Annotated in this window: 21 protein-coding genes; 14 read left to right on the forward strand and 7 right to left on the reverse strand. The window is 68.6% G+C overall.

Annotated elements, in window-relative coordinates; translation table 11 throughout:
• Positions 1-66: 66 nt before the first annotated feature.
• The gene (locus tag DMX10_RS23685; RefSeq protein WP_111263389.1) at positions 67-1,113 is read right to left on the reverse strand and encodes a Rieske 2Fe-2S domain-containing protein; all 1,047 of its coding nucleotides are present in this window, start codon (positions 1,111-1,113) and stop codon (positions 67-69) included.
• Positions 1,114-1,295: 182 nt separating this feature from the next.
• On the opposite strand from DMX10_RS23685, the gene DMX10_RS23690 reads away from it, so the two are divergent.
• The 6 genes from DMX10_RS23690 (at position 1,296) to ribB (ending at position 6,187) form a co-directional block, all read left to right on the forward strand.
• Positions 1,296-1,628, forward strand: coding sequence for a hypothetical protein (locus tag DMX10_RS23690; RefSeq protein ID WP_111263390.1), 333 nt, complete (start codon positions 1,296-1,298; stop codon positions 1,626-1,628).
• On the forward strand, positions 1,618-2,256 hold the full coding sequence (locus tag DMX10_RS23695) for a Dabb family protein (protein ID WP_111263391.1): 639 nt from the start codon (positions 1,618-1,620) through the stop codon (positions 2,254-2,256). The genes DMX10_RS23690 and DMX10_RS23695 overlap by 11 nt, the downstream gene beginning before the upstream one ends.
• 14 nt (positions 2,257-2,270) lie before the next feature.
• Complete coding sequence (locus DMX10_RS23700) at positions 2,271-3,245, forward strand: NADP-dependent oxidoreductase (protein WP_111263392.1); 975 nt, start codon at positions 2,271-2,273, stop codon at positions 3,243-3,245.
• Between the two features lie 97 nt (positions 3,246-3,342).
• Positions 3,343-4,158, forward strand: coding sequence for an SDR family NAD(P)-dependent oxidoreductase (locus DMX10_RS23705; RefSeq protein WP_111263393.1), 816 nt, complete (start codon positions 3,343-3,345; stop codon positions 4,156-4,158).
• Positions 4,159-4,169: 11 nt separating this feature from the next.
• Positions 4,170-5,096, forward strand: a complete 927-nt coding sequence (locus tag DMX10_RS23710) for an alpha/beta hydrolase (protein ID WP_111263394.1) — start codon at positions 4,170-4,172, stop codon at positions 5,094-5,096.
• The gene (ribB, locus tag DMX10_RS23715; RefSeq protein WP_111263395.1) at positions 5,096-6,187 is read left to right on the forward strand and encodes a 3,4-dihydroxy-2-butanone-4-phosphate synthase; all 1,092 of its coding nucleotides are present in this window, start codon (positions 5,096-5,098) and stop codon (positions 6,185-6,187) included. The genes DMX10_RS23710 and ribB overlap by 1 nt, the downstream gene beginning before the upstream one ends.
• A 526-nt stretch (positions 6,188-6,713) precedes the next feature.
• Here ribB and surE read toward each other — a convergent pair.
• The 4 genes from surE to DMX10_RS23735 form a co-directional block, all read right to left on the reverse strand.
• On the reverse strand, positions 6,714-7,703 hold the full coding sequence (surE, locus tag DMX10_RS23720) for a 5'/3'-nucleotidase SurE (protein WP_111263396.1): 990 nt from the start codon (positions 7,701-7,703) through the stop codon (positions 6,714-6,716).
• Positions 7,704-7,832: 129 nt separating this feature from the next.
• On the reverse strand, positions 7,833-9,212 hold the full coding sequence (locus DMX10_RS23725; protein WP_218281336.1) for a DUF1329 domain-containing protein: 1,380 nt from the start codon (positions 9,210-9,212) through the stop codon (positions 7,833-7,835).
• 84 nt (positions 9,213-9,296) lie between these two features.
• Positions 9,297-10,673, reverse strand: a complete 1,377-nt coding sequence (locus DMX10_RS23730) for a DUF1329 domain-containing protein (protein ID WP_111263398.1) — start codon at positions 10,671-10,673, stop codon at positions 9,297-9,299.
• Positions 10,674-10,696: 23 nt separating this feature from the next.
• Positions 10,697-12,334, reverse strand: a complete 1,638-nt coding sequence (locus tag DMX10_RS23735; RefSeq protein ID WP_111263399.1) for a DUF1302 domain-containing protein — start codon at positions 12,332-12,334, stop codon at positions 10,697-10,699.
• Positions 12,335-12,568: 234 nt separating this feature from the next.
• Here DMX10_RS23735 and DMX10_RS23740 point away from each other — a divergent pair, with 234 nt between their 5' ends.
• Together DMX10_RS23740 and DMX10_RS23745 are read left to right on the forward strand one after the other, a co-directional pair.
• Positions 12,569-14,326 carry an FAD-dependent oxidoreductase gene (locus tag DMX10_RS23740; protein WP_111263400.1) on the forward strand — a complete coding sequence of 586 codons (1,758 nt, stop codon included), beginning with the start codon at positions 12,569-12,571 and terminating at the stop codon, positions 14,324-14,326.
• 68 nt (positions 14,327-14,394) lie between these two features.
• The gene (locus tag DMX10_RS23745; RefSeq protein WP_111263401.1) at positions 14,395-15,273 is read left to right on the forward strand and encodes an SDR family NAD(P)-dependent oxidoreductase; all 879 of its coding nucleotides are present in this window, start codon (positions 14,395-14,397) and stop codon (positions 15,271-15,273) included.
• Positions 15,274-16,277: 1,004 nt separating this feature from the next.
• Here DMX10_RS23745 and DMX10_RS23755 read toward each other — a convergent pair.
• Together DMX10_RS23755 and DMX10_RS23760 are read right to left on the reverse strand one after the other, a co-directional pair.
• Positions 16,278-17,402, reverse strand: a complete 1,125-nt coding sequence (locus tag DMX10_RS23755; RefSeq protein WP_111263403.1) for an LLM class flavin-dependent oxidoreductase — start codon at positions 17,400-17,402, stop codon at positions 16,278-16,280.
• A gap of 323 nt (positions 17,403-17,725) precedes the next feature.
• On the reverse strand, positions 17,726-18,910 hold the full coding sequence (locus DMX10_RS23760) for a flavin-dependent monooxygenase (protein WP_111263404.1): 1,185 nt from the start codon (positions 18,908-18,910) through the stop codon (positions 17,726-17,728).
• 438 nt (positions 18,911-19,348) lie between these two features.
• Here DMX10_RS23760 and DMX10_RS23765 point away from each other — a divergent pair, with 438 nt between their 5' ends.
• From DMX10_RS23765 to DMX10_RS23790, 6 genes are all read left to right on the forward strand, one after another.
• The gene (locus DMX10_RS23765; RefSeq protein WP_111263405.1) at positions 19,349-19,855 is read left to right on the forward strand and encodes a flavin reductase family protein; all 507 of its coding nucleotides are present in this window, start codon (positions 19,349-19,351) and stop codon (positions 19,853-19,855) included.
• 7 nt (positions 19,856-19,862) lie between these two features.
• Positions 19,863-21,539: an FAD-binding protein gene (locus tag DMX10_RS23770; RefSeq protein WP_111263406.1), complete on the forward strand. Its 1,677-nt coding sequence runs from the start codon at positions 19,863-19,865 to the stop codon at positions 21,537-21,539.
• Positions 21,536-22,294 carry a glucose 1-dehydrogenase gene (locus tag DMX10_RS23775; RefSeq protein WP_111263407.1) on the forward strand — a complete coding sequence of 253 codons (759 nt, stop codon included), beginning with the start codon at positions 21,536-21,538 and terminating at the stop codon, positions 22,292-22,294. The genes DMX10_RS23770 and DMX10_RS23775 overlap by 4 nt, the downstream gene beginning before the upstream one ends.
• A 12-nt stretch (positions 22,295-22,306) precedes the next feature.
• On the forward strand, positions 22,307-23,365 hold the full coding sequence (locus DMX10_RS23780; protein WP_111263408.1) for a ferredoxin--NADP reductase: 1,059 nt from the start codon (positions 22,307-22,309) through the stop codon (positions 23,363-23,365).
• 289 nt (positions 23,366-23,654) lie between these two features.
• Positions 23,655-24,428, forward strand: coding sequence for an SDR family NAD(P)-dependent oxidoreductase (locus DMX10_RS23785; protein ID WP_111263409.1), 774 nt, complete (start codon positions 23,655-23,657; stop codon positions 24,426-24,428).
• A gap of 67 nt (positions 24,429-24,495) precedes the next feature.
• A partial coding sequence (locus tag DMX10_RS23790) for an AMP-binding protein (protein WP_146603055.1) occupies positions 24,496-25,309 on the forward strand: 814 nt, incomplete at its 3' end.

A 25,309-nucleotide genomic window follows, 5' to 3' on the forward strand; every position in this document is an offset into this window, starting at 1 on the left:
GGGTTATTTCAGCAAGGCAGATTCGTCTCCTTCTGTAAGAAGGAGGCGAGCCAGCCGGTAACGCGCTTATGCGGTTTCGGTGATGTCCAGTACGACGAAGGAGCGGGGTTCGGCGAGGTTGCCGGGCAGGTCGGCGATATTGGTGTAGAACTGCTCGTACCACTTGCGCAGCTGATAGACCGGGCCATCGCCGTCGCACAGCAGCGGGTTGTCGACACGGGTCTTGCTGTGCCAGATGGCCACGTCCTCGTAGAAGGCGTCCTGGGCCTGCTTCACGTAGGCCCTGGCCATCTCGCGGTTCTGCTCCTCGGTGAGGCCCGGCACCTTCTTCACCAGCACCCCGTAGCGCAGGGTGAAACTGTTCAGGTCGATCGGTACATGGCAATTGAGCAGGATCGAATGGATGGGCACGCCGTCCATCGCTCCGGTCATCTCCGTGATCTGGTAGGCCGGGCCGTAGTAGGTGGCCACCGTGGTCAGCTCGCTGTCGCCGGACAGCCGCGCACTGCTGCCGCGCATCACCTGCACCGCCATGTGCCGCTCGAAGGTGTTGCTGAAGTGGTTGAGGTCGGTGCCGTGCACCGCGTCGAAGTGCGCCATGTCCGACACGTTGTCGATCAGCTCGCGGCAGTGGGTGTCGATCTTCAGTTCCGCCACTTCCCATTCGGCCCAGGCCTCGTCGAAGCAGGCCTCGATGCGCGGGATGGCCTGCTCGGCGATGGGCGGGTTGCCTTCCGGGTCGTTCCAGACGAACAGCAGCCTGTTCTGCTCGCACACCGGCCAGGCCTTGATCTTCGCGCGGGGTGGAATGCGCTTGGCGTAGGGGATGTCGTCGCACACGCCGTCGGCGCGCCAGCGCCATTCATGGAAGGGGCAGCGGATGGCGTCGCCCTCCACGCAACCCTGGCTCAGGTCCGCGCCCATGTGCGGGCAATAGCCGTCGAGGATGCGGATCTGCCCATCGTCCCCGGCGAAGGCCACCAGGCGGGTGCCGAACACATCCAGGCGGTGGGCCTTGCCGTCGCGGTAGGTGGAGGCCAGGCCCAGGCAGTGCCAGCCCCGTGCGTAGCGGGGTTCCAGGGGCTTGGTTTCGATGCGGTGCAACGTACTCATCTTCTTGTTCTCCCGTCGGGGGTTCTCGAGGGCTGCCGGTGGCTCAGGCAAGCCATCGCAGCGAACGCGCTGCATCGGATTCTGCGGCGCCTGCATTTCCCGGCATCGTCTGATCGGACGATGGCCCCGGGTCGCTGCACCGCTTAACTGCGGGGCGACATGACCATCAGGAGCATTGGACGATGATCCTCATACTCGATGAGATTCCGCTCGACCCCGGGCGGATCGGCCCGGTGCTGGATGCGCTGGAGACGGGCTACCTGCCGGCGTGCGCCGCCCGCGGGCTGACCCTGAAGCAGCGTTGGGTATCGCCGCCCGTGCAAGTGCCCGGGCAGCTCAACACCCTCTGGCTGCTCTGGAGCGTGGCCGATGTCGCGGCCTACTACGCCATGCGTGGCGCTGCGGGCGCCGAGGTCAGGGCCTTCTGGGAGCGGGTGGAGGAGGCCGGCAGCGGCCGTCGACGGCATGTGCTCGGCCCGGCTGAACAGCCCCTGGAGGCGCCTCATGTCCAGTGAGTCGCTGCAGCTGAACCTCTCCGACGGGACCGACCCCGCACTGTTCGAACTCCGACTGCGCGAGTGCTTGCAGGGCGTGCCCGGCCTCCTGCACCTCAGCTTCGGCCGCAACCTGCCCGGCAGCTGGGGGGCGGCCGACTGCACGCTCGACCTGCTGTTCGCCGGTGCGGCCCCCGCCAACCTGGATGCCCTGCTCGGCCGGCTGCCCGGCATCGCCCATTTCGAACGCCTGGCGTACCGGCGCATTGGCGGTGGATTGCGAGAACCGGGCCTGGAGGGTGGCATCTGGCGCACCTTGCTGCTGCATGTTCGCCAGCAGGCGAGCGTGGCGCAGCGCGAAGCCCTGGAGCGGGACCTGCTGCGGATGCCCGACTACATCCTCGGTATCCGCAACTGGCAACTGGCCCGGGTTTCGACCCCGGGGCGCTGGACCCACGTCTGGCAGCAGGAATTCACCCGCGCCGACGACCTGCTGGGCGAGTACCTCGCGCACCCCTACCACTGGGCCTGGGTAGACCGCTGGTTCGACCCCGATTGCCCGGATTGGGCGGTGGATGCCATCGCCCATGCCTTCTGCCCCCAGCAGACCAGCCTGCTCGGGCGAGCGACCCTCTATCCAGACCACTGAACAGGGATACCTGCATGCGCGCAATCGTCATGGAACGACTCGGCGGAGCCGAGGTTCTGCAACTCAAGGACGTCGAAACACCGCGTCCCGGCCCCGGCCAAGTCCGGGTTCGAGTGGCCTGCGCCGGGGTCAACCCGGCGGACTGGAAGTGCCGTGAGGGCTACCTCGGCGCCTTCTTCGCCTACCGTTTCCCCTTCGTGCCCGGCTTCGACCTGGCCGGTACGGTCGAAGCCCTGGGCGAGGGCATCGAAGACCTGGCCCTGGGCACCCGTGTCTTCGGCCAGAGCGATGTCGGCGCGGGCAAATGGGGCTCCTACGCCGAGTACGCCTGCGTGTCCCGGGCCTCCCTGGTGCCCATTCCGGACAACCTGGACTTCCCTGCCGCCGCAGCCGTCCCGACCCCGGCCCTGGCGGCCTGGTCCGGCCTGTTCGATGAGGGCGGCCTGGTGCCCGGGCAACGCGTGCTGATCCACGGCGGCGCTAGCGCGGTGGGTGGCTTTGCCATCCAGCTCGCTCGTGTTGCGGGGGCGCGCATCGCCACCACGTGCAGCGCCGGTAACGCCGACCAGGCGCGGGCCAGGGGCGCCGAGATCGCGATCGACTACCGCGCGGAGGACATCCACGGCGCCTTGCGCCAATGGGCGCCCGATGGTGTCGACCTCGTGCTCGACTGCATCGGCAGCGGCAGCCTTCCCGGCGGCCTCGACCTCTTGCACCCGGGCGGCATCCTGGTCGCCATCCTCACCCTGATGCCGGGGGACAGCGGCCCCGACCACGCCGAAGCGGCGCGTCGGGGGCTGCGTACAGCCGTGGCCTACAGCCGCATGCCCAGCGGCGAGTGCCTGGGGCGTATCGCCAGCCTGCTGGCGGCGGAGCGGGTACGCCCGCCGGCCATCGAGCTGTTGCCCCTGGCCGAGGTCGCCGAAGCCCACGAGCGTCTCCAGCAGGGGCGCGCCCGGTGCAAGCAGGTGCTCAAGGTCTCCGGCTGAGGCAGGCCTCGTCCGCATGGACGAGGCCCGTTCCTGTGCAAGCCGCTCTACTGGCGCGCACGACAGCTACAGACAACAACAGGAAAGGGAGTCACGCATGCAGATCGAAGCGGGTCAGGTGGCAGTGATCACGGGGGCGGCCGGCGGCATCGGCCGTGGGCTGGCGGAAGAAGCCGCCGCGCGCGGGCTGCGCCTGGTGCTGAGCGATGTGGACGGGCAACGCCTGGCGGCCCTGGCCGAGGTGTTGCAAGGGCAGGGCACGGAGGTCGCCACGCAGGTGGGCGACGTCGGCGACCCGCAGCAGGTGGAGGCCCTGCGCGATCTCGCGGTGCAGCGTTTCGGCGGCGTCGACCTGCTGTTCAACAATGCCGGGGTGATGCAGACCGGCTTCAGCTGGGAGATCGACGCCGCGCAATGGCGACGCCTGCTGGACATCAACCTCGGCGGCGTGGTCAACGGCGTCCGCAGCTTCGTGCCCCTGCTGCTGGCCCAGGGCCGCCCCGCACAGGTGGTGAACACTGCCTCCCTCGCCGGCCTGGTCTGCAGCCCCCTGCTCGGGCCCTACACCGTCAGCAAGCAGGCGGTGGTCGCGCTCTCGGAAACCCTGCACTACGAACTCGCCCTGCAGCAGTCGCAGGTGGCCGTCTCGGTGCTCTGCCCGGGCCCGGTGGCCAGCGACATCATGGGGTCCAACAGCCCCTTAGGCGCGGCCACCCGGCAGCTCGACGCGCTGCTCGACAGCAGCATCCGCCAGGGCATGGCCCCGCGCGAGCTGGCCCGCGAGGTGTTCGCCGGCATCGCCGCCGGGCGCTTCTGGCTGCTGCCGCACAAGAGCTTCAAGCCGGCGCTGGAGCGGCGCATGGCGAGCATCCTCGAGGAGACCAACCCGGTCTTCCAGATGGCCGACATATAAGGAGCGCCTCCATGTCCCTCGATCCCCAGATCGCCGCCGTGCTCCAGCAGTTCGCCGGCATGCCGCAGCCCGACTACGGCCAGCTCGACCCGCAGCAGTACCGCCAGTTCTGCGACAACCTCATGCCGCCGGTGCCTGGCGAGCGCCTGTTCGAGGTGCGCAACCTCAAGCTCGCTGGCGCCGATGGCCCGCTGGATGCCCGCCTGTACCGGCCCGAGGACAGCGACAGCCTGCCGCTGGTGGTGTTCTTCCATGGCGGCGGCTTCGTCATCGGCAACCTCGACACCCACGACAACCTCTGCCGCAGCCTCGCCCGCCTGTGCGGCGCGGTGGTGGTCTCGGTGGCCTACCGCCTGGCGCCGGAGGCGCGCTTCCCGGCGGCGCCGGAGGATGGCTACGCCGCCACCTGCGACCTGGTCGGCCGCGCCCGGGAGCTGGGTTTCGATGCCAGCCGCCTGGCCGTGGCCGGTGACAGCGCCGGCGGCAACCTGGCCATCGCCGTCAGCCAACTGGCACAGGCGCGGCAGGGCCCGCGCATCGCCTACCAGTGCCTGTTCTACCCGGTCACCGACGCCGCCTGCGACAGCGCTTCCTACAACGAATTCGCCGAAGGCTACTTCCTCACCCGCGAGCAGATGCGCTGGTTCTGGAGCCAGTACCTGCAAGCCCCCGAACAGGGCGACGAGCCCCTGGCCTCGCCCCTGCGCGCCGAAAGCCTCGCCGGCCTGCCGCCCACCACCCTGCTCAGCGCCGGGTTCGACCCGCTGCGCGACGAGGGCGAAGCCTTCGCCCGGCGTTTGCAGGAGGCGGGTGTGAAGACCCGCCTGCAACGCTGCGCCGGCATGATCCACGGCTTCGTCAGCATGGCCGCCTTCGTCACCGCCGCCCAGGCGGCGTTGGAGTCCGCCGCCGCCGACCTGCGCCAGGCACTGAACTGATGGACGGCCCGCAACGCCTCATCGAAGCCATGGCCAGCGGCGGCATGCTGGTGATCACCGATGACCAGGACGAAGGCGAAGGCTCGCTGGTGATCGCCGCCGGCCACGCCGACGCCGAGGCCATCAATTTCATGGCCCGGGATGCGCGCGGGCTGATCTGCCTGGCACTCACCGAGGAGCGCTGCCGGGCGCTGGGGCTGGAGCTGATGGTGCCCCACTCGCGAGCGCGTCACGGCATGGGCTTCACCCTGTCGATCGAGGCGCGCAGCGGTGTCACCACCGGCATCTCCGCCGCCGACCGCGCGCGCACCATCGCCGTGGCGGTGGACCCGGCCAGCGTCGCCACCGACCTGGTGCAGCCCGGGCACGTGTTCCCCTTGCGAGCCCAGCCCGGCGGGGTGATGCAGCGCGCCGGGCATGTCGAGGCGGCCTGCGACCTGGCTCGCCTGGCCGGGCTCATGCCCGCCGCCGTGCTGGTGGGCATCCTCGACGAGCAGGGCGAGCCGGCCCGTGGCCAGGCCCTGCGCGACTTCGCCCAGCGTCATGGCCTGCCGCTCGGCAGCGTGGCCGACCTGATCCACTACCGCATCCTCCACGAAGGCACCATCCGCCGCTCCGGCGAGTACCCCCTGCAGACCCGCCACGGCGAATTCCAGGTGCTGACCTACCTCGACGACTACCAGGGCCAGCTGCACCTGGCCCTGGTGCGCGGCGAAGTGCGCCGCGACAAGCCGGCACTGGTTCGGGTACAGGCGGTGGAAACCCTGCGTGACCTCCTGGACAGCCACCCCGGCCAATGGAACCTCGACCGCTCCCTGGCGCGAGTGGCCGAGGAGGGCGCCGGCGTCGTGGTGCTGCTGGCCCAGCAGGAAGCCCCCGAGGCGGTGATCGAGCAGTTGCAACAGGGCACGCAGAAGCCCCGGCCGCCGAGTTTTCCCCAGCGCACCCTGGGCATCGGCGCGCAGATCCTGCGCGACGTCGGCGTGCGCCGCATGCGCCTGCTGAGCTTCCCGGTCAGCTACAAGGCGGTCTCCGGCTTCGAGCTGGAGGTCGCCGAATTCATTCCCTTCAGCCCAGCGGAGCCGGAGTAAAAATCCACGTTCTTAGAACGTGGCTTTGCTTTTGGCCCCCTAGAAGGGGCGCAATCAGACCTCGGAGCACGCAGCCGCCGCTCACTTCGGACGTAGGGTGTGCTGCGCGCACCTCGGACTCGCCGGAAGCACCGTGCTGGCGGTGATGGGTTTCGCTGCGCTCTACACCATCCTACGGTTCGTGCTTGCAGGTGGCAGTTGCGTTTGGCCCAGCTCCGGGGTTGACCGGGATGTAGGGTGGATGACGCTCCTTTCATCCACCAAGCGATGTCGCCGGAAAGCACATTGCATTGGCTCGAGGATGGGGCCCAACGCGCCCTCGCTCGGCCTTGCACCGTTGGGCTTCGTCCCTCAACCCAACCGACAAAACCCGAACCGCGCGTAGGGTGGACCCCGCTCCACCGGTCCACCATCGGTGCGCCATGTCGCGCCGGGTTTCACCCGACCTGCACAGCCGATCGTGAATTCATCCACCCAACAAAAAGCCCCCATGCGGGGGCTTCCTGTCACGCGTTCATCGCAGCGATCAGGGCTTCACGCCCAGCAGCATCAGCCTGGTCTGCACCTGCACCAAGGGTGCGGCGGTGTAGTTGCCGTCGATGGGGGTGATCACCGCCTTGCCGAGGGACAGCTGCCAGGCGTCGCCCTGCTTCTGTTCGGCGGTGGGGGCGGGCGGGGCGACCAGGTTGACCCGCACCACACCGTCCGGGCCTTGCTGCGGGGCGAACACCACGTTGCCCCAATCGCTGATGGGGGCGAAGGCCACGCCCGTCACCTGGCCGGCTTCCAGGGCCGGGTAGTTGATGTTCAGCCCGGTGTTGCCCGGCAGGCCGATGACATTGGTGTCGCAATAGGCCTTGGCCTTGCCGTGGCTCTTCTCGCACACGCGGCGCGCTTCGGCGCCGATGGCGGCGGCGCGGCCGATCACCCGGGTGGCGAAGCGCGCGGTGTCGTCCATGGCGTCGAGGGTCTTCTTGTAGCCGGCCTGCGGGTCCTGGGCGATCAGCTTGAGGTCGATGGCGGTGGACACGGCCACCGCCGGCACGCCCTTGTACATGGCGCGCACGGCGGCGTTGACGGTGCCGGACATCTGCGTCAGCGGGCCGACGTTGTCGCCGAAGTTGGTGCCGGAGACCACCAGATCCGGGCGGTTGTCCTTGAGCAGCAGGTCGAGGCCGACGTTCACCGCGTCCACCGGGGTGCCGATGGCCGAGGTCTTGCCGGCTGGCGGCACGTAGCCGGCGGGGGCGCCGACGCAGTACTTGCCCTGGGCCAGCTGGGTGATGGCCACGGCCTGGCCGGGCACCACGATGCTGGCGGCGCCGATGCCGCTGCTGTCGTTCTGCGGGCCGACCAGGGTCACCTGGTGGCCGGCGGCGATCAGCGCCTGGTACACGGCCTCGATGCCGGGGGCGCGGCAACCGTCGTCGTTGGTCAGGAGAATGTTCAAGGCATTGGCCTGCAGGGACAGGCCGAGAACGGCCAGGCCGATGCTGGCGCGGAGCAGTGTTGTCATTGTTGTTTTCCTCTCGTTGGATGGGCTCGGTAAAAAGCTGACCTTAAAGTCCATTTGTTACAGGTCGTCGAGGTGCGACTGCGGCGCCAGAGGGCGCCTGTGCGGCGCCCGCCGACGTCATGCCCGGGATCAGCGGCCCTGCTTGCGCAGGCTCGCCACGGTGAAGTCGCCGGCATCGAAATCGCTGGCGTTTAGCCTCGGCGCGCTCTGGTCGTTGATCAGGCGGTCGGCCAGGTAGGAGCCGGCGATCAGGTCGTGGTAGACCGCCACGCGGGCATGGAAGGCCTGCAGCTCATAGGCGTAGATCGAGGCCTGCATGTTGGTGCGCCAGAGGTTGCCCTTGCCGTCGTAGTTGTCGGCCAGGGCGGCGGCCCAGGTGTCCTCGTCCAGGTACATCACGCGCTTGCCGTAGATATGGCGCTTGCCCGGCTTGAGGGTGGCCTCCAGCACCCACACGCGATGCTTCTCGTAGCGCATGTAATCGGGGTTGAGGTGGCCCTTGGTGGCCAACAGCTGGTCGAGCGTCACCGCCGGGTCGTCGAGGCGGTAGTTGTGGTAGGGGATGAACAGCTCCTTCTTGCCCACCAGCTTCCAGTCGTAGCGATCCGGCGCGCCGTTGAACAGGCGGTCCTCGTCCATCACGCGGAAGCCGCCGGCGCCGTAGGGCGTGTCATAGGCCACGGTGGGCGCGCGGCGCACGCGGCGGTTGCCGGGCAGGTACTGCCAGCTCTGGCGGGGCTGGGCCAGCGGGTCGCTGTACTCGTTGCCGAGGAAGATCTCGCCCTTCTTCCGGCTCGGCTCCAGGGTGGTGATCATGAAATGCGCCTGGGTGCCGTCGAAGCTCGCGGCGTTGCCGTTGGGGTCGGTCCAGGGCGAGAGGATCTTGTAGTTCACCAGCTCGAACTGGCGGCTCCCGTTGGCCAGGGTCAGGGCCATCTTGTAGTTGGCGTCTTCCTTCCAGGCCACGGTGTGCAGGTTGTGGTTCCACATCAGTTCGAAGCCGTTCTGCGGGATCGGGAAGGGCGGGCCGGCATAGGCCCTGGTCACGCCGTTGCCGTCGTTGACCAGCTCGGCCTGAAGCGCGTTCTGCCTGATCGCGTCCTCCACCCACTGGGCGTAGCGGAAGTCCCGGTGGCTGGGGTAGACCGGCATGCGGAAGCTCTGTGGATAACGCGTGAACAGCGCCTTCTGGCCGTCGGAAAGCTGGTCGGCGTACTGCGCCACGTTCTCGGCGGTGATGGTGAACAGCGGCTGCTCGCCGGCGTAAGGGTCGGGGTGCCTGGTGCCGCTGCCGGCGAACTGCACCTGGGGTGGGGCGCCGCGCCATTTGCCGCTCCAGGCGGGGATGCTGCCGTCGGCGTTGCCGGCTTGCTCGGCGCCGGTGGGGGTCAGGTCCTGGCCCAGGCGGGCGGCTTCCTCGGGCGTGACCCGGGCCTGTGCCGGGAGGCTGGCGAGGCTGGCGAGGCTGGTGGCGAGCAGGGCGCCTGCCAGGGGCAAAAATGATCTCATCGACATCGTTGGGGGGCTTCCGGTTGGGTCAGGGGGTGCCCCGGCCCGGCCGATGGGGTCGGCAGGTACCGGGGCGGTGCCGGATCACTTGCCCAGCTTGCGCAGGCTCGCGGCGGTGAAGTAGCTGGCGTCGAAGGTGGCGTCATTGAGCCGGGCCGGCGCCAGGCCGTTGACCAGGCGATCGGCCAGGTAGGAGCCGGCGAGCAGGTCGTGGTAGATGGCGACGCGGGCGTGGAAGGCTTCCACCTCGTAGGCGTAGACCGAGGTCTGGATGTTGGTGCGCCAGAGCTGGCCCTTGCCGTCGTAGTTGTCCCCGAGGGCTGCTGCCCAGCTGTCCTCGTCGATGTAGAAGCGGCGTTTGCCGTAGACGTGGCGCTTGCCTTCCCTGAGGTTGGCCTCCAGCACCCACACGCGGTGCAGCTCGAAGCGCACGTGGTCGGGGTTGAGGTGGCCGGTGCCGGCGGTCAGCTCGCTGACCGGCTGGTCGGGGTCGTCCAGGGCGTAGTTGTTGTAGGGGATGACCATCTCCTGCTTGCCCACCAGCTTCCAGTCGTAGCGGTCGGGGGCGCCGTTGAACAGGCGGTCCTCGTCCATCACGCGGAAGCCGCCGGCACCGTAGGGGGTGTCGTAGCCGATGGTGGGCGCGCGGCGCACGCGACGGTTGCCGGGCAGGTACTGCCAGGACTGGCGCGGCTTGGCCACCGGGTCGCTGGAGTCGCAGCTGAGGATGATCTCGCCCTTCTTCCGGGCCGGTTCCTGGGTGCTGATCATGGCGCAGGCCTGGGTGCCATCGAAGGTCGCCACCGAGCCGCTGGGGTCGTCCCACAGCGAGAGGATCTGGTAGCCGACCTTCTCCTCCACCCGATTGTTGTTGGCCAGTACCAGGGCCATCTTGTAGGTGGCTTCCTCCTTCCAGGCGCGGGCCGGCAGGTTCTGGTTCCACATCAGCTCGAAGCCGTTCTTGGGAATGGGGAAGGGCGAGCCGCCGTAGGCGTTGACCACCCCATAGCCATCGTTCACCAGTTCGGCGTCGAGGGCGTTCTGGCGGATGTTGGCCTCCACCACCGGGGAGTAGCGGAAGTCGCGATGGCTGGGGTACACGCGGATGCGGTAGGTGTCCGGGTAGCGCTTGAGCAGCGCCACCTGGCCCTCCGAGAGCTTGTCCCTGTACTGCTCCAGGTTGGCGGCGGTGATGGTGAACAGCGGCTGCTCGCCGGCATAGGGATCGGGGCGCTTGTGGCCGGTGCCGTCGAACTTCACATGGGGCGGTGCGCCAAGCCACTTGCCGCTCCAGGCGGGGATGCTGCCGTCGGCGTTGCCGGCTCTCTCGGCGCCCATGGGCGTCAGGTCCTGATCCAGGCGTGCGGCCTCTTCGGGGCTGACCTTGGCGAGCACCGGGGTGCTGGCCAGGGTGGCGCTGAAGAGGACGGCGAGGAGCGGTTTGTGTGGGTAAGCGTGCATCTCGACTCTCCTGCTGCGGTGGCTCAGAAGCTGTATTTGGCGCTGATGCCGACGTTGTCGCGGTCGGCCAGCGGGGTGTCGCCGGCATCGCCCAGGAAGGCGTTGTAGCGGGCCTCGAGGGTGAAGTTGTTGAGGTAGCGCCAGGTGGTGCCGATGCCCAGGCGGTCATCGCCTTCGCCCATGCCGAAGCTGCCGGCCAGCGACGAATCGCCACCCAGGGACTGGCTGTAGATCAGCGGGATGGTCAGGTCCCAGCCCTCGAAGAGGTTCAGGTATTCCAGCGACAGGTTGAGGGTGTAGCCCCAGGCGCTCTTGTCGTTGTAGAGCCTGTCGGTGTTCGCGGTGGTGATGGGGATGGCACCGCCCTGGCCGTCCGGGACGAAGACGTTGAAGCTCGGCGCGCGGTCGTTGTCGAGCACCTCGTTGTAGCCCAGCTCGCCGGTCAGGGTGGTGTTGTCGGCGATGGGCAGGTTGCCGAAGGCGTGGATGAAGGACACCTGCGCCTGCACGGTCTTGGCCCGCACGGCGTGCGGGGTCAGCCCGGTGTCCACCAGCACCGGCTGGCCGTCGCGGTAGCTCACCTCGCCGCTGACGTTGGTCTCGCCCACCACCGTGGAGAAGCTGGCGCCGTAGAGGTCGATGTCGTCGAAGTAGCGCACCTGGTACTCGCCGCTGTTCCAGTGGCTGAGGAAGTCCAGGGTCGGCGCCTTGTCGTGGAAGCGGATGTAGTACAGGCCGAACTCGGTGTTGTTCAGCGATTCGGCCACGTAGGTCATGGCCACGCCGTACTGGCCGCTGTCGCCGGGCTTGTCGTCGTGCAGGCGGCGGGTCATGCCGAAGGCGTCGGTGAAGCCGCCTTCGTCCATCTGGTCGGTGACCGAGAAGAAGCTGCCCACGCCGTCGATCTCGGTCTTCTCCCACTCGTACTGGTAGTACGCCTGCAGGCCGAGGTTGTCGGTGAGGCTGATCTGGCCGAACACCTGGCCCACCGGCAGGAAGATCTCCTTCACCTCCACGCCCGGGGTGTTGGCCTTGGTGCCGTCGGCCGGCGCCATGGCCGAAGAGATGCCGTTGCTGATGAACAGGCTCTCGCCCCAGCTCACCACCTGGTCGCCCACGCGCAGGTTGAGGTCGTGGCCGCCCATGTCCCAGGCGCCATAGAGGTAGTTGTCCAGCAGGCGGATGTCGCGGCCGTGCTGGTCGACGGTGTCGTCGGAGAAGCGGTTGGGCTTCGTGCACTGGCCGCCGGCGTAGCAGTTGGAGGTGCCGGTGTCGTTGTCGTTGCTGCGGTTGTAGACGTCGTCGTAGAAGCCGCTGGCGCGGATGAACAGGCCGAAGTCGCCGCGCCAGTTGAAGTTGGCCTCGGTGAGGAAGCTGGCGCGGTTGGTGATCAGGCTGCCCCGGTCGAAGGCGTTGTTGCCGTCGTCGATGTTGGCGATGCCGGCGTTGGGGTAGCCCCGCGACAGCGCGTGATCGCGGGCTTCGGTACGCCAGGCCAGGGCGTAGGTCAGGGTGGTGTCCCAGGAGATCTTCAGGTCATCGCTGGGCTGGAAGGCCAGCGCGTGGCCCTGCCCGGCGTATCCCAGGGCGAGGCCCAGGGCGGCGAGGCGGACGGCGTGATGCAGCGGTGCAAGCAGCAGGCGTTTTCTTGTTCTTGTCATTGTTTTCGCTCTCGGCGTGTCTGGGCACGGCTCGGACTGCCAGGCCCAGGGGTGAGTGGGTGTGGCGGGCCGACTATGTGGTCACCGAATGCACGGAGCATCGTCCGATAGGACTAACTGGAACGGTCGATCCGCTGTCTGTCGCCGCTAGTCCCATCGGACGATGTTGGCGTGTGGGTGGCTGCCGAGAATCCATCGGGACTGCGCAAACAGAACAACAAGGGGAGTGACCCGATGAGCGCGAACAGCCTGCGGTGGGACGACACCTGCGACGTACTGGTGGTGGGCTCGGGCGCAGGGGCGATGACTGCCGCCCTGCGTGCCCGCGACCTTGGCTCCAGGGTGCTGGTGATCGAGAAGAGCGACCGCTACGGCGGCACCTCGGCGGTTTCCGGCGGTGGCATCTGGGTGCCCTGCAACCACCGTATCGCCGCGCTGGGCGGGCAGGATTCGGCGGCCGAGGCCATCGCCTATATCCGCGCCGTGACCCACGGCGAGATCGATGACGGACGCATCGAGGCCTACGTGGAACACGGCCACCAGGTGGTCAGCTACCTCGAGGAGCACTCCCACGTGCGCTTCGAGGCCCAGCCGCACTACGCCGACTACTACCCGGAGGTACCCGGCGGCAAGCCGGGCTACCGCTCCATGGACCCGCTGCCCTTCGATGCGCGCCTCCTGGGCGACGAGTTCGCCCGCATGCGCGAGCCGTCCCCCGGCACCCTGATGATGGGCCGCGCGGCCATGACCATGAAGGAGGCCCAGGTCCTGCTCTGTCGCGGCCCCGGCTGGCTGGGCCTGACCCTGAAGATCCTCGGGCGCTACTGGTGCGACCTGCCCGGGCGCCTGCGCTCCAGGCGCGACCGCTTCCTCACCCTGGGCAACGCCCTGGTCGCCGCGCTGCGTCGCTCGCTGCTGGACCGTAACGTGCCTCTCTGGCTGGAGTGCCGCCTGGAGCGGCTGATCGAGGAGGGCGGCCGCGTGGTCGGCGCCGAGGTGGTGCGCGAGGGCAAGCGCCTGCTGATCGAGGCCCGCCGGGGCGTGGTGCTGGGCGCCGGCGGCTTCGAACGCAACCAGGCCATGCGCAGCCAGTACCACCCGCAGCCCTCGCGCAGCGACTGGAGCGCCACGCCGCCCTATAACACCGGCGATGCCATCCGCGCGGGCCAGGCCCTGGGGGCTGCCACGGCGCTGATGGAGCACAGCTGGTGGGCGCCGACCACCCAGGTGCAGGGCGAAGAGAAGCAGCGCGCGCTGTTCGTCGAACGCACCCTGCCGGGCTGCATCCTGGTGGACTCGGCCGGCCAGCGCTTCGTCAACGAAGCCGCGCCCTACACCGACATCGTCTACGCCATGTACGAGCACGACAGCGAGGCCGCCACCAGCGTGCCCTGCTGGCTGGTGTTCGACGCCGAGTTCCGCCGCAAATACCCCTGCGGCGCCTTGCTGCCGGGCTATGCCATGCCCGACCAGCGCTTGCCCAGGCACCTGCAGGGCTACTTCCACAAGGCCGACAGCTTTGGCGAACTGGCCCGGCAGATCGGCATCGATGCCGGCGGCCTGCTGCGCACCGTCGAGCGCTTCAACCCTATGGCGGTGGCCGGCCGCGACGAGGACTTCCACAAGGGCGAGTCGCTGTTCGACCGCTACTACGGCGACCCCACCGTGCAGCCCAACCCCTGCCTGGCGCCGCTGCTGAAACCGCCGTTCTACGCGGTGCAGGTGAATGCCGGCGACATCGGCACCAAGGGCGGCCTGCTCACCGACCCGCACGCCCGCGTGCTGCGCGAGGACCGCACGCCCATCGCCGGGCTCTACGCCATCGGCAACAGCGCCGCCTCGATGATGGGCCGCACCTACCCCGGCGCCGGCTCCACCATCGGCCCGGCCATGGTCTTCGGCTTCCTCGCGGCCAGCCATATCCACGGTGGGGACGAACGATCGGTAGGAGCGAATTCATTCGCGAAGCAGGCTGCAAGCCTGCCCTCCTGAACCTCCATGGGGCCGCTGCGCGGCCCTTTTCGCGAATGAATTCGCTCCCACGAAGAGGAACAATCCCGATGACTGCAAACACCCCCCAAATCGCCCTGGTCACCGGCGCCAGCCGTGGCGTCGGCAAGGGCATTGCCATCGCCCTCGGCGCGGCGGGCATGACCGTCTACCTCAGCGGCCGCTCCGCCAGCCAGAGCGCCAGCCGCCTGCGCGGCCAGCTGCTGCCCGGCAGCCTCGCGGAAACCGCCGAGGCGGTGAACCGCGCGGGCGGCCAGGGCATCGCCGTGCCCTGCGACCACCGTGACGACGCGCAGGTGCGCGAACTCTTCGCCCGCATCGAACGCGAGCAGGGCCGGCTCGATCTGCTGGTGAACAACGCCGCCCTGCTCCACGAGAACCTCATCGACCCCGGCCCCTTCTGGGAGAAGCCCCTGGAGCTGGTGGACATCCTCGACGTTGGCCTGCGCTCGGCCTATGTCGCCAGCTACCACGCAGCGCCGCTGCTGCTGAAGAGCGGCCGTGGGCTGATCGCCTTCGTCTCCTCCTACGGCGCCGGCTGCTACATGCACGGCCCAGCCTATGGCGCGCAGAAGGCGGGCGTGGACAAGTTCGCCGCCGACATGGCGGTGGACTTCGAAGGCACCGGCGTCGCCGCCGTCTCCCTGTGGCTCGGCCCCCAGCGCACCGAACGCACCGCCATCGCCGGCGCCGCCCGTGCCGACCAGTACGAAGCCTTCCTCGCCCAGGCGGAAACCCCGGAGTTCAACGGCCGCGTCATCCACGCGCTGCTGCAGGACCCGCAACTGCAAACGCTCTCCGGCCAGACCCTGGTCACCGCCGAGCTGGCCCAGGGCTACGGCATCAGCGAAGCCGAAGGCCGCCAGCCGCCGTCCTACCGCGAGATGCTAGGCGAACCGCGCACGCAGCACCCGGCACGGGTGATCTGAAGGTTATCCACAGCCGCCCGGCGTCGTCCGGGCGGTTCTTTCGCTTCTCTGTGAACCCCCTTCGCAAATGAATTCGCTCCCACGAGAGCGGCGGCGCTGCGCACCGCTTGGCGAATGAATTGGCTCTGCCTGCGTTAGCTGTTGTGGTTTTAATGCAGGCGCTCAAGCACGGTGCTTTCCGGGCGCCGGGGTATTTCTGCCACCTTCACCGCATGGGTTTCGCTTCGCTCTACACCATCCTACGAAAGCCTGTGCGCACCTGTGGTGATGCGCTGGACGAAGAAAGTTGGAGCAGCCGCCAACGCCCCTCCAGGAGGCCGAACGCAGTCGTTGCGCCGGGGGACGAGCGGCATGGATGCCGCGAGAGGCGCGCCAGGCCATGGATGGCCCATCGCGCCGGCCCCCAGAGCGACGATGGAGTGAGGGAACCCCGGCGAAGCCGGGGCCGGATGATGGGGCAAGCCTTTTTGGTTCCTTTTAAGGCGATTGTTAAAAGGGACTCGCCCGGGTGGGCGAAACCAGAAACATCACCAGAACTCGCCAATCAGCTGGACTCAAATCCCCTAGCAACACTTAACGCAGACAGAGCCAATGAATTCGCCCCTACACGTACCCTCATGCCTCCGCGCGGACATGACCGCTACGTAGGGTGGAGGTCGCTCTTTACCTCCACCAGGCGGAGTCGAACCTGAAACTCCGCAGCGCTGCTGTGCACGCACCATCCGGCTTTCGTAGGGTGGGCTTCAGCCCACCAAAGGCCATGCACACGACGAACCCGGGTAGGTCGCAAAAGGGCAGGGGCAGACCTTGGATTTCCCCGGCCATCAGCAGAGCCCAAAAACGGCCAGGCACCGGGCGGATCGAAAAGCGGTGGGCTGAAGCTCACCCTACGCGCTGTGTACGGACCATACGGCTCTCATAGGGTGGGCCGGGCGCCACCTCGCGAATCGTCGCCCAATAAAAAACGGGCCTCATGGAGGCCCGTTGGGTATTCCTGGCAGCGGTCAACTGCGCTTGCGGAAGTACGGGATCACATGCTCGCCGATGTTCTTCAGCGTCTCGATCTGTGCCCATTGCGGCACGGTGCCCATCTGGCAGATGAAGAGGATCTCGTCGGCGCCGGCGTCGATCAGGCGCTGCACGTAGCCGATGCAGTCCTGCACGGTGCCGTAGGCGTGGTTGGGGTTCATCATCGCCATGGTCGGGTCGGAAAAGTCCACGGTGACCTCCTCCGAGGCGAAGCGCGACTTGATCACCGCCTGGCCGCTGCCGTCGACGAAGGTATCGTCCTTCCACTTTTCCGGGTCCGGGCGCTCGCCACCGGCGTACCAGTACGCCAGGGACTCCATGAAGTAGCGCTGGCCACGGATGCCGATGGCGCGGGCCTTCTCGTTGTCATCCAGGACGATGGCCGGGCACAGCGCGGCGATGTGGCGGTTGGGGCGGAAGCCCACCTGCTGCTTCGCGTCGCGGTTGTCCCAGGCCTCGTGGTACACGGCCACCTTCTTGGCGATCTCCTCGGGGCCGCCGAAGCCCAGTACCAGGGCGCCCATGCCACGGTCGCCGGCGTTCTTCAGCGACTCGGTGTTGGTGCAGGCCAGGTACATCGGCGGGTGCGGGTCCTGGTAGGGCTTGGGGTGGATGGGGCGGCGGGGGATCTTCACGAAGTCGCCGTTATGTTCGATCTCGTCCTGCACGAACATCTTCGGGATCAGGTACATGGCCTCGTCGATCTGCGGCTGCAGGGTCGCCAGGTCGTAGCCGAAGGTGCCGGCTTCCTGCTGGGTGCCGCCCTTGCCCACGCCGAAGTGCACGCGGCCCTTGGACAGCAGGTCGAGGGTGGCGATGCGTTCGGCCACCTTCACCGGGTGGTTCATCGCCGGGGGCAGGCAGACCACGCCGTGGCCGATGCCGATGCGCTCGGTCTTGCCGGCGACGAAGGCGAGCATGGTCTCCGGGGCGGACATGTGCGAGTAGTTGGTCAGCGCGGTGTGTTCCACGCACCAGAAGGTGTCGAAGCCGAGCTGGTCGGCGAGCACCGCCTGCTCGACGGTTTCGTCGAAGATGCGACGGTCGCCCTCGCGGCTGGCGTCGATCGTCTGTGCCTCGTAGATCAGGGAAAATTTCATGCGCTTTGGCCCTTGTCGTTCTTGGTCTGGTCGGCCCGGAACATCGGGCCTTGGGCGCATGGTGTGGCAAGCAAAACGGGGCTGAATCCCCCAAACAGACTAATCCCCCGCAGGTCTCCCGAACGGCACGACGCCCGCGCAGGGCGGGCGTCGTGGCAGGTGTTGTGAGGGGCGGGCACGGCACGCCGAGGATGGATGAAAAGCGTGACCCCTTGTGTAGGGTGGACAGCGCCTTTCCTGTCCACCAGGCGGTGCCGAACCGAACTCCGACGGTGGATGAGAAGAGCGTCATCCACCCGACGAAGAGCGTGACCTCATGGGTATCAGAGGAAGAAGTCGCTGCTCTCCAGGCCCATGCCCACCGCGCCGAGGTTGAGGGCGTATTTGCCGGGGCAGTTGGCGACGTGGGCGCGGCCGGTGTGGATATCGCGGAAGGCGCGGTTGATGCCGTGCTGGCGGAAGATGGTCGAGGCGCCGCTGTTGTACATCAGCGTCTCCACCGCCTGGGCGCACTTGTCCGGGACGATGGCCGAGTCGTAGCGCATCTTCACCCGCTCGGCCATGGTCAGCGGCTCGCCAGCGCGGGCGCGCTGCATCATCAGCTCGAAGTTGCGCAGCAGCACGCTGCGGCATTCGTCCACCGTGACCATGGCGTTGGCCAGGGCGCTCTGGGCGCCGGGGTCCTGGACGATCTTGCGGCCGTCGTTGACGCCGATGCGGTTCCTGTTGGCCTCGACGAACAGGTCGATGGCGCCCTGCAGCGCACCGATGGTGGCGGACGACACCGCGCGCACGAAGATCTGCCCGAACGGCAGGCGGAACAGCGGCGCGGTGTTCACCGCGTTGCCCGGGCTGTTCTGCAGGAAGCCGTCGATGGAGCGGTGGGTGCGGTATTCCGGTACGAAGGCGTCCTGCACCTGCACGTCGTGGGAGCCGGTGGCCTCCAGGCCCATTACGTCCCAGTTGTCGAGGATCTGGTAGTCGCTGCGCGGCACCAGGAAGGTGCGGTAGTCCGGGGCGTCACCGTCCTTTTCCGGCGGCACCATGGCGCCGAGGAAGGCCCACTGGCAATGCCTGCTGCCGGAGGAGAAGCCCCAGCGCCCGCTGAGGCGGAAGCCGCCCTCCACCCGGGTGACCTTGCCCACCGGCATATAGGACGAGGAGATCAGCACGCTGGAATCCGCGCCCCAGACATCCTGCGCGGCGCGGTCGTCGAACAGCGCCAGCTGCCAGTTGTGGATGGCCACCACCCCCAGCACCCAGGCCGAGGACATGCAGCCTTCGGCCAGGGTCATCTGCACGTCGAAGAAGTCGCCGGGCTCCAGCTCGTAACCTTCCCAGCGCGCGGGCTGCAGCATGCGGAAGAACCCCGCCTCCTGGAGGTCGCGCAGGGTTTCCTCGTGCAGCTGGCCACGCTTCGCAGCCAGCGGCGCGCGCTCGCGCAGCACCGGCACCAGTTCACGGGCACGTTGTTTCAGGCGTTGGCGGATCAGGTCGTGGTCGAGCATTTCTGTTGTCCTCCGGTTAAGGGCTTGCCGCCTCTCGCGGGCATTCAAGCAACCGCAAAAACGCAGGGCATCCCTCAAACGGACCATATGCCGGCGCACGCACGGTAGGAGCGAGCGCTGCTCGCGAAGCTTTCCGTCACCCTGAAGCCCAGGCTACGCAGCTGGCTTTCCCGTGGGAGCGAATTCATTCGCGATGCTTCGTAGGGTGGGCCGGGCGGCGCTCCGCTTCAGCCCACCGTTCTTCCCGCTCGGCTCTGGATGGAGCCCTGTAGCCCCGCGCCGACCTGGCCCCGCCTGGTGGAGGTAAAAAGCGACCGCCACCCTACGCAGCGGTCATGCCTCTGCCCCTCCTCACCCAACTAGTCCCCTCGGACGATGACCGGTCCCGGGCGCTGGCGAAGAATCGACGGCACCTGAGAACCACAAGAGGGCAGTGCCATGAGCCAGGCCGAACTGAAGGGCGAGATGCTCCAGGCGATGCGTCGCCTGGCCAAGTCCGTGACCATCATCACCACCAGCAATGGCCGCGAGCGGTTCGCCATGTCGGCCACGGCGGTGGACTCGCTCTCCACCGAGCCGCCGTCGCTGCTGATCTGCGTGAACAAGACCGCTTCCCTGCACGCCGTGCTGGAGGCCGGGGCGGATTTCTGCGTGAACATCCTCGGGCTGGAGCAGGAAGAGCTGTCGCACCTGTGCAGCGGCCCGGTGAAGGGCGAGGCGCGGTTCCAGCGCGGCGACTGGCGCACCGGCCCCGGCGGCATCCCCTACCTGGGCGATGCCCAGTCGGCGATCCTCTGCCAGCAGGACGGGCGCTTCAGCTACGGCACCCACACCGTGTTCATCGGGCGCATCGTCGAGATCCACAACAGCGCCGAGATCAGCCCGCTGGTCTACCTCGACGGCGCCTACACCACCACCGCCTCTGCGCTGGCCGTGGCGAGCTGAGCGCGCCATGACGGCCATGGCGCAGGACCCGCACGCCCCGCTGCGCGTGCATGACGCCGCGCAGCTGGACTGGGACGACAGCGCCGACCTGCTGGTGGTCGGCTTCGGCGGCGCGGGTGCGTGCGCCGCCATCGAGGCTGCCGAGCAGGGGCTGTCGGTGCTGGCGCTGGACCGTTTCGCCGGCGGCGGCGCCACCGCCCGCAGCGGCGGGGTGGTCTACGCCGGCGGGGGCACGCCGCAGCAGGCCGAGGCCGGGGTCGAAGACACGCCCGAGGCCATGTACGCCTACCTGCGCGAAGAGGTGGGCGAGGCGGTGAGCGCCGAGACCCTGCGCGGGTTCTGCGACGCCAGCCGCGCCAACCTCGCCTGGCTGGAGCGCCAGGGCGCCGCCTTCCAGGGCAGCGTGCCGCCGCTGAAGACCTCCTACCCCAGCGACCGGTACTTCCTCTACTACTCCGGCAACGAAGCGGTGCCCGAATACGCCGCCAAGGCCCGGCCGGCGCCCCGTGGCCATCGCGCCCTGGGCTCGGGCATGTCCGGCATCAACCTGTTCCGCCCCCTGGCCGCCAGCGCGCTGCGCCTGGGCGTGCGCCTGCGCAGCCAGTGCGAAGTGCAGCGCCTGGTGCTGGATGCGTCCGGCACCGTGATCGGCGTCGAGGCCTGGGAGCTGCCCATCGGCAGCCGTGCCGCGAAGCGGCATGCGCGGTTGTCACGCTGGACCGACGCCATCCACCCCTACGCGCCGGCCCTGGCCGAACGCTGGCGCCGCCGCCTGCGCAGCCTGGAACGCGAGCATGCACGGCGCCGGCTGATCCGCGCCGAGCACGGCGTGTTGCTCAGTGCCGGCGGCTTCGTCTTCAACCGCGCCATGCTCGGCGTGCACGCGCCGCGCTACCTCGACGGCCTGCCCCTGGGTACCAGCGGTTGCGACGGCAGCGGCATCCGCCTGGGCATCAGCGCCGGTGGCCGCACCGAACGCATGGAGCGGGCCAGCGCCTGGCGCTTCATCAACCCGCCGCTGGCCTGGGCCCGTGGGGTGATCGTCAACGACCAGGGCCTGCGCTACTGCAACGAAGAGGTCTACGGCGCCAAGCTCGGCCACGTCATGGTGGAGGAGCAGGGCGGCCGTGCCGTGCTCATCCTCAACCGCGCGCTGATCAAGGAGGCCTTCGCCCAGGTCGGCCCCGGCAAGGTGTGGAGCTTCCAGCGCCTGCCGGCGGTGCTCAACATGCTGTTCAACGCCCGCCGTGGCGACTCGCTGGCGCAGCTGAGCGAGCGCAGCGGGCTGCCGCTGGGCAACCTGCGGCGCACCCTCGCCGACTACGGCGCCGCGGCCCGTGGCGAGTGCGAGGACCCGCTGGGCAAGTCGCGCGGCTTCCTCGCCGAGCTGGACGCCGGGCCCTGGTACGCCCTGGACCTGTCCTTCGCCAGCAGGCTTTTCCCCTGCCCGGTGATCACCCTCGGCGGCCTCGCCGTGTGCGAGCGCAGCGGCCAGGTGCTCGGTGCCGACAACCAGCCGGTCGCCGGCCTGTTCGCCGCCGGCCGCAACGCCGTGGGGGTCGCTTCCAATTTCTATGTATCCGGCCTGTCGCTGGCCGACTGCGTCCATTCCGGGCGTCGGGTCGGCGCCCATGTGGCGGGCCTGGTTCGTGCCGCTCTGGCTTATCAAGGAGAACAACGATGAAACGAGTCGAAGGCAAGGTCTGCATCGTCACCGGCGCCGCCAGTGGCGTCGGTCGCGAAGACGCGCTGCTGCTGGCCAGCGAAGGCGCCAGGGTGGTGCTCACCGACCTCAACGAAGAGGCCGGCCGCCAGGTGGCCGCCGAAATCGGGGGCGAGGCGCTGTTCATCCGCCAGGACATCGCCAGCGAGGCGGATTGGCAGAACGTCATCAAGCTCACCCTGGAGAAATTTGGCCGCCTCGACGTGCTGGTGAACAACGCCGCCATCCTCGCCGTCGGCAGCGTCGAGGACACCAGCCTGGAGCTGTGGCAGAAGGTGCAGCGCATCAACAGCGACGGCTACTTCCTCGGCTGCAAGTACGCCATCGGCGCCATGAAGGACAGTGGCGGCGGCTCCATCGTCAACATGTCCTCGGTAGCGGCCCTGGGCGGCATGCCGGCCTTCTGCGCCTATTCCGCCTCCAAGGGCGCGGTGGCGGCGCTGACCCGTTCCGTGGCGCTGCACTGCAAGCACCAGGGCTACCGTATCCGCTGCAACAGCGTGCACCCGGACGGCATCAATACGCCGATGACCCAGGCCCTGACCGGGTTCCAGTCGATCCCCCAGGAAGAACTGGACAAGGACCCGCTGAACCGCATGTGCTCGCCCCGGGATATCGCCGCCCTGGTGCTGTTCCTCGCCTCCGACGAGTCGCGCTTCATCAGCGGCAGCGAGCTGCGCATCGACAACGCGCAGACCATCAGCGGCCTGCTCTGAACGGAGATGGCCATGGGCAGCGCGCAGCCACTCGTGATCGAAACCCAGCAGTCCGGCGCCTTCCACCTGGAGGTGGCCGAGGTGATCGCCGAGACCCACGACAGCCGTTCCCTGGTGTTGCGGGTGCCGGCCGAGCTGCAGGAGCGCTTCCGCTACAAGCCGGGGCAGTACCTCGGCTTTCGCGTGGACCTCGGCGGCAAGCGGCTGACGCGCTGCTATTCCATGTCCAGCTCGCCGGATTGCGACGCCCTGCCCAAGGTCACCATCAAGCGGGTGGACGGCGGGCGGGTGTCCAACTGGTTCAACGACCGGGTGCAGCCCGGCGACCGGCTGGAGGTGCTGCCGCCCGCCGGGCATTTCCACCTGCGCCCGGGCGAGCACGACCTGGTGCTGTTCGGCGGCGGCTCGGGCATCACCCCGGTGTTCTCCATCCTCAAGTCGGCCCTGAAGACCAGCACGCGGCGCATCAAGCTGGTGTACGCCAACCGCGACGAGGCCTCGGTGATCTTCCGCGACGAGCTGCGCGCCATCGCCCGCGCCCACATCGAGCGGCTGGAGGTGGTGCACGTGCTGGACTCGGTGCAGGGCTTCCTCGACCAGGGCCAGGTGCGCCAGCTGGTGCGCGGCCATGCCGGCGCGGAGTTCTACATCTGCGGGCCGGGCCCCTTCATGGACACCGTGGAGCGGGCGTTGCTGGGGTTGGGGGAGGATGCCGCGCGCATCCATGTGGAGCGCTTCGTCTCGCCGCCCGACCCGGACGCCGGCGAGCCCCTGCCGGTGCCCGACGGCGCTGCCGTGGAACAGCTGCTGGTGGAGCTGGACGGCCAACTCACCGAGGTGCCGGTGCAGCCGGGGCACACCCTGCTGCAAAGCTGCCGCGCCGCCGGTCTGGACGTGCCTTTCTCCTGCGAGGAGGGCTTCTGCGGCGCCTGCATGTGCCAGGTGCAAGAGGGCGAGGTGCTGCTCGCCCGCAACGATATCCTCAGCCCCGCCGAACTCGCCGAAGGCTGGACCCTGGCATGCCAGGGCCGCGCCGGCAGCGCGCGGCTGAAACTCAAGTTCCCGGGGTGACAGCCGGGTGCTACCGCCCTGCGGGGCGGTGTTGAGCCTGTAGTTCTGTGCCAATTTTCGCCCGGCTCCGGCCGGGATTTTTTCTTGGTTTACCTACGGCACCAGGCCTAGGAGTCATGTAGCCCGGGCTTCAGCCCGGGGAGCGGAGCCAGGCATGCCCGGACTGAAGTCCGGGCTACCACGCTTGGCCACGAACGCCGGCTAGTCCCAACGGACGATCATCACGCCTTTCGCCTTGGGTAGACTGCGCCGCAAACCCCATTCCAAGAACAAGCAAGGAGGTTTCCCCATGGCACGTCTGTCGAACAAGGTCGCCGTCATCACCGGTGCCGCATCGGGCATCGGCCTGGCCTGCGTCCGCCGCTTCGCCGCCGAGGGCGCGCAGGTGGTCGGGCTGGATATCGGCGAGCCGCGCGCGGACATCGCCGCGAGCCTCGAAGGGGTCAGCCCGGCGCCGCTGTTCATGAGCCTGGATGTGCGCGACGAGGCGCGGGTCGAGGCGGTGATGCAGGAGGTGGTCAGCCGCTTCGGCCGCATCGACGCCCTGGTCAACGCCGCCGGCATCGCCAGCCGCGGCAGCATCACCGAGACCAGCACCGAGGAATGGCGCCGGGTGCTGGATATCCACCTCACCGGCAGCATGCTCACCAGCAAGCACGCGCTGCCGGCGATGCTGGCCCAGCGCAGCGGCTCGATCATCAACTTCGGCTCGATCTTCGGGCTCCAGGGGTGCGACGGCAATGCCGCCTACAACACCGCCAAGGGCGGCATCACCCAGCTCACCCGCTCCATGGCCATCGACTACGGCCACGCCAATGTGCGGGTCAACGGCCTGTGCCCGGGGCTGATCGACACGCCCATGACGCAGATGGTCAAGGAGCAGGAAGCCTTCCACGCCTTCTTCGCCTCGCAGCACATGCTCTGCCGCGCCGGGCAGCCGGACGAGGTGGCCGGCGTGGCGCTGTTCCTCGCCTCGGACGATGCCTCCTTCGTCAGCGGGCAGATGATCGCCGTGGACGGCGGCTTCTCCGCCGGCCGTCGCTTCGCACCGCCGCAGGCCTGATCCACCTTCCCCAACCACGGCCGGGCCCTGTGCCCGGCCGCTGCCCCGTCGCGCCCGAGAAACGCCCATGCCCAACCTGGAAAGCACCTTGACCATCCCCCAGTTGCTGGCCGCTGCGGCGGTTCGTTACGACCAAGCCCCGGCCATCGAGGACGACGGCACCCGCCTCAGCTACCACCAGCTCGACCGCCTGCGCTGCCAGGCCGCCCGTGCCCTGCTGGCGCTGGAGGTGGGCCATGGCGAGCGCGTGGCCATCTGGGCGCCCAACATCCACGAATGGATCATCGCCGCCATCGCCCTGCAGAGCGTCGGCGCGGTGCTGGTGCCGCTGAACACGCGGATGAAGGGCGCCGAGGCGGGCTACATCCTGCGCGAGAGCGGCGCCAGCCTGCTGTTCGTCATCGGCGAATTCCTCGGCAGCGACTACCCGGCGCTGCTGGCGGGCGAGCACCTGCCGGCGCTGCGCCGGCGCGTGTGCCTGCGCGGCACGGCGGAGGGCTGCCTGGAGTGGGAGGCCTTCCTGGCCCTGGGCGAGGCGGTAGCGCCGGCGCAGCTGGCGCGGCGCGAGGCGCAGGTGGACGGCGACAGCCTCTGCGACCTGCTGTTCACCTCCGGCACCACCGGCAAGCCCAAGGGGGTGATGAGCGCCCACGGGCAGAACCTGCGCATCGTCCGCGACTGGAGCGCCATGGTCGGCCTGCGCCCGGGCGACCGCTACCTGATCGTCAACCCCTTCTTCCACAGCTTCGGCTACAAGGCCGGCTGGCTGGCTGCGCTGATGGGCGGCTGCTGCATCCTGCCGCAGCAGGTGTTCGACGTGCCGGCGATGCTCGAGCGCATCGCCCAGGAAAAGGTCAGCGTGCTGCCCGGCCCGCCCACCC

Origin of the sequence: Pseudomonas sp. 57B-090624 (assembly GCF_003234055.1) — a bacterium.
Classification (GTDB): Bacteria; Pseudomonadota; Gammaproteobacteria; order Pseudomonadales; family Pseudomonadaceae; genus Metapseudomonas; species Metapseudomonas tohonis.

Excerpts from the sequence above, each read along its gene's own strand:
- DMX10_RS23685 (WP_111263389.1), bottom strand. The coding sequence starts at position 1,113 with ATGAGTACGTTGCACCGCATCGAAACCAAGCCCCTGGAACCCCGCTAC.
- DMX10_RS23690 (WP_111263390.1), top strand. The coding sequence starts at position 1,296 with ATGATCCTCATACTCGATGAGATTCCGCTCGACCCCGGGCGGATCGGC.
- DMX10_RS23695 (WP_111263391.1), top strand. The coding sequence starts at position 1,618 with ATGTCCAGTGAGTCGCTGCAGCTGAACCTCTCCGACGGGACCGACCCC.
- DMX10_RS23700 (WP_111263392.1), top strand. The coding sequence starts at position 2,271 with ATGCGCGCAATCGTCATGGAACGACTCGGCGGAGCCGAGGTTCTGCAA.
- DMX10_RS23705 (WP_111263393.1), top strand. The coding sequence starts at position 3,343 with ATGCAGATCGAAGCGGGTCAGGTGGCAGTGATCACGGGGGCGGCCGGC.
- DMX10_RS23710 (WP_111263394.1), top strand. The coding sequence starts at position 4,170 with ATGTCCCTCGATCCCCAGATCGCCGCCGTGCTCCAGCAGTTCGCCGGC.
- ribB (WP_111263395.1), top strand. The coding sequence starts at position 5,096 with ATGGACGGCCCGCAACGCCTCATCGAAGCCATGGCCAGCGGCGGCATG.
- surE (WP_111263396.1), bottom strand. The coding sequence starts at position 7,703 with ATGACAACACTGCTCCGCGCCAGCATCGGCCTGGCCGTTCTCGGCCTG.
- DMX10_RS23725 (WP_218281336.1), bottom strand. The coding sequence starts at position 9,212 with ATGAGATCATTTTTGCCCCTGGCAGGCGCCCTGCTCGCCACCAGCCTC.
- DMX10_RS23730 (WP_111263398.1), bottom strand. The coding sequence starts at position 10,673 with ATGCACGCTTACCCACACAAACCGCTCCTCGCCGTCCTCTTCAGCGCC.
- DMX10_RS23735 (WP_111263399.1), bottom strand. The coding sequence starts at position 12,334 with ATGACAAGAACAAGAAAACGCCTGCTGCTTGCACCGCTGCATCACGCC.
- DMX10_RS23740 (WP_111263400.1), top strand. The coding sequence starts at position 12,569 with ATGAGCGCGAACAGCCTGCGGTGGGACGACACCTGCGACGTACTGGTG.
- DMX10_RS23745 (WP_111263401.1), top strand. The coding sequence starts at position 14,395 with ATGACTGCAAACACCCCCCAAATCGCCCTGGTCACCGGCGCCAGCCGT.
- DMX10_RS23755 (WP_111263403.1), bottom strand. The coding sequence starts at position 17,402 with ATGAAATTTTCCCTGATCTACGAGGCACAGACGATCGACGCCAGCCGC.
- DMX10_RS23760 (WP_111263404.1), bottom strand. The coding sequence starts at position 18,910 with ATGCTCGACCACGACCTGATCCGCCAACGCCTGAAACAACGTGCCCGT.
- DMX10_RS23765 (WP_111263405.1), top strand. The coding sequence starts at position 19,349 with ATGAGCCAGGCCGAACTGAAGGGCGAGATGCTCCAGGCGATGCGTCGC.
- DMX10_RS23770 (WP_111263406.1), top strand. The coding sequence starts at position 19,863 with ATGACGGCCATGGCGCAGGACCCGCACGCCCCGCTGCGCGTGCATGAC.
- DMX10_RS23775 (WP_111263407.1), top strand. The coding sequence starts at position 21,536 with ATGAAACGAGTCGAAGGCAAGGTCTGCATCGTCACCGGCGCCGCCAGT.
- DMX10_RS23780 (WP_111263408.1), top strand. The coding sequence starts at position 22,307 with ATGGGCAGCGCGCAGCCACTCGTGATCGAAACCCAGCAGTCCGGCGCC.
- DMX10_RS23785 (WP_111263409.1), top strand. The coding sequence starts at position 23,655 with ATGGCACGTCTGTCGAACAAGGTCGCCGTCATCACCGGTGCCGCATCG.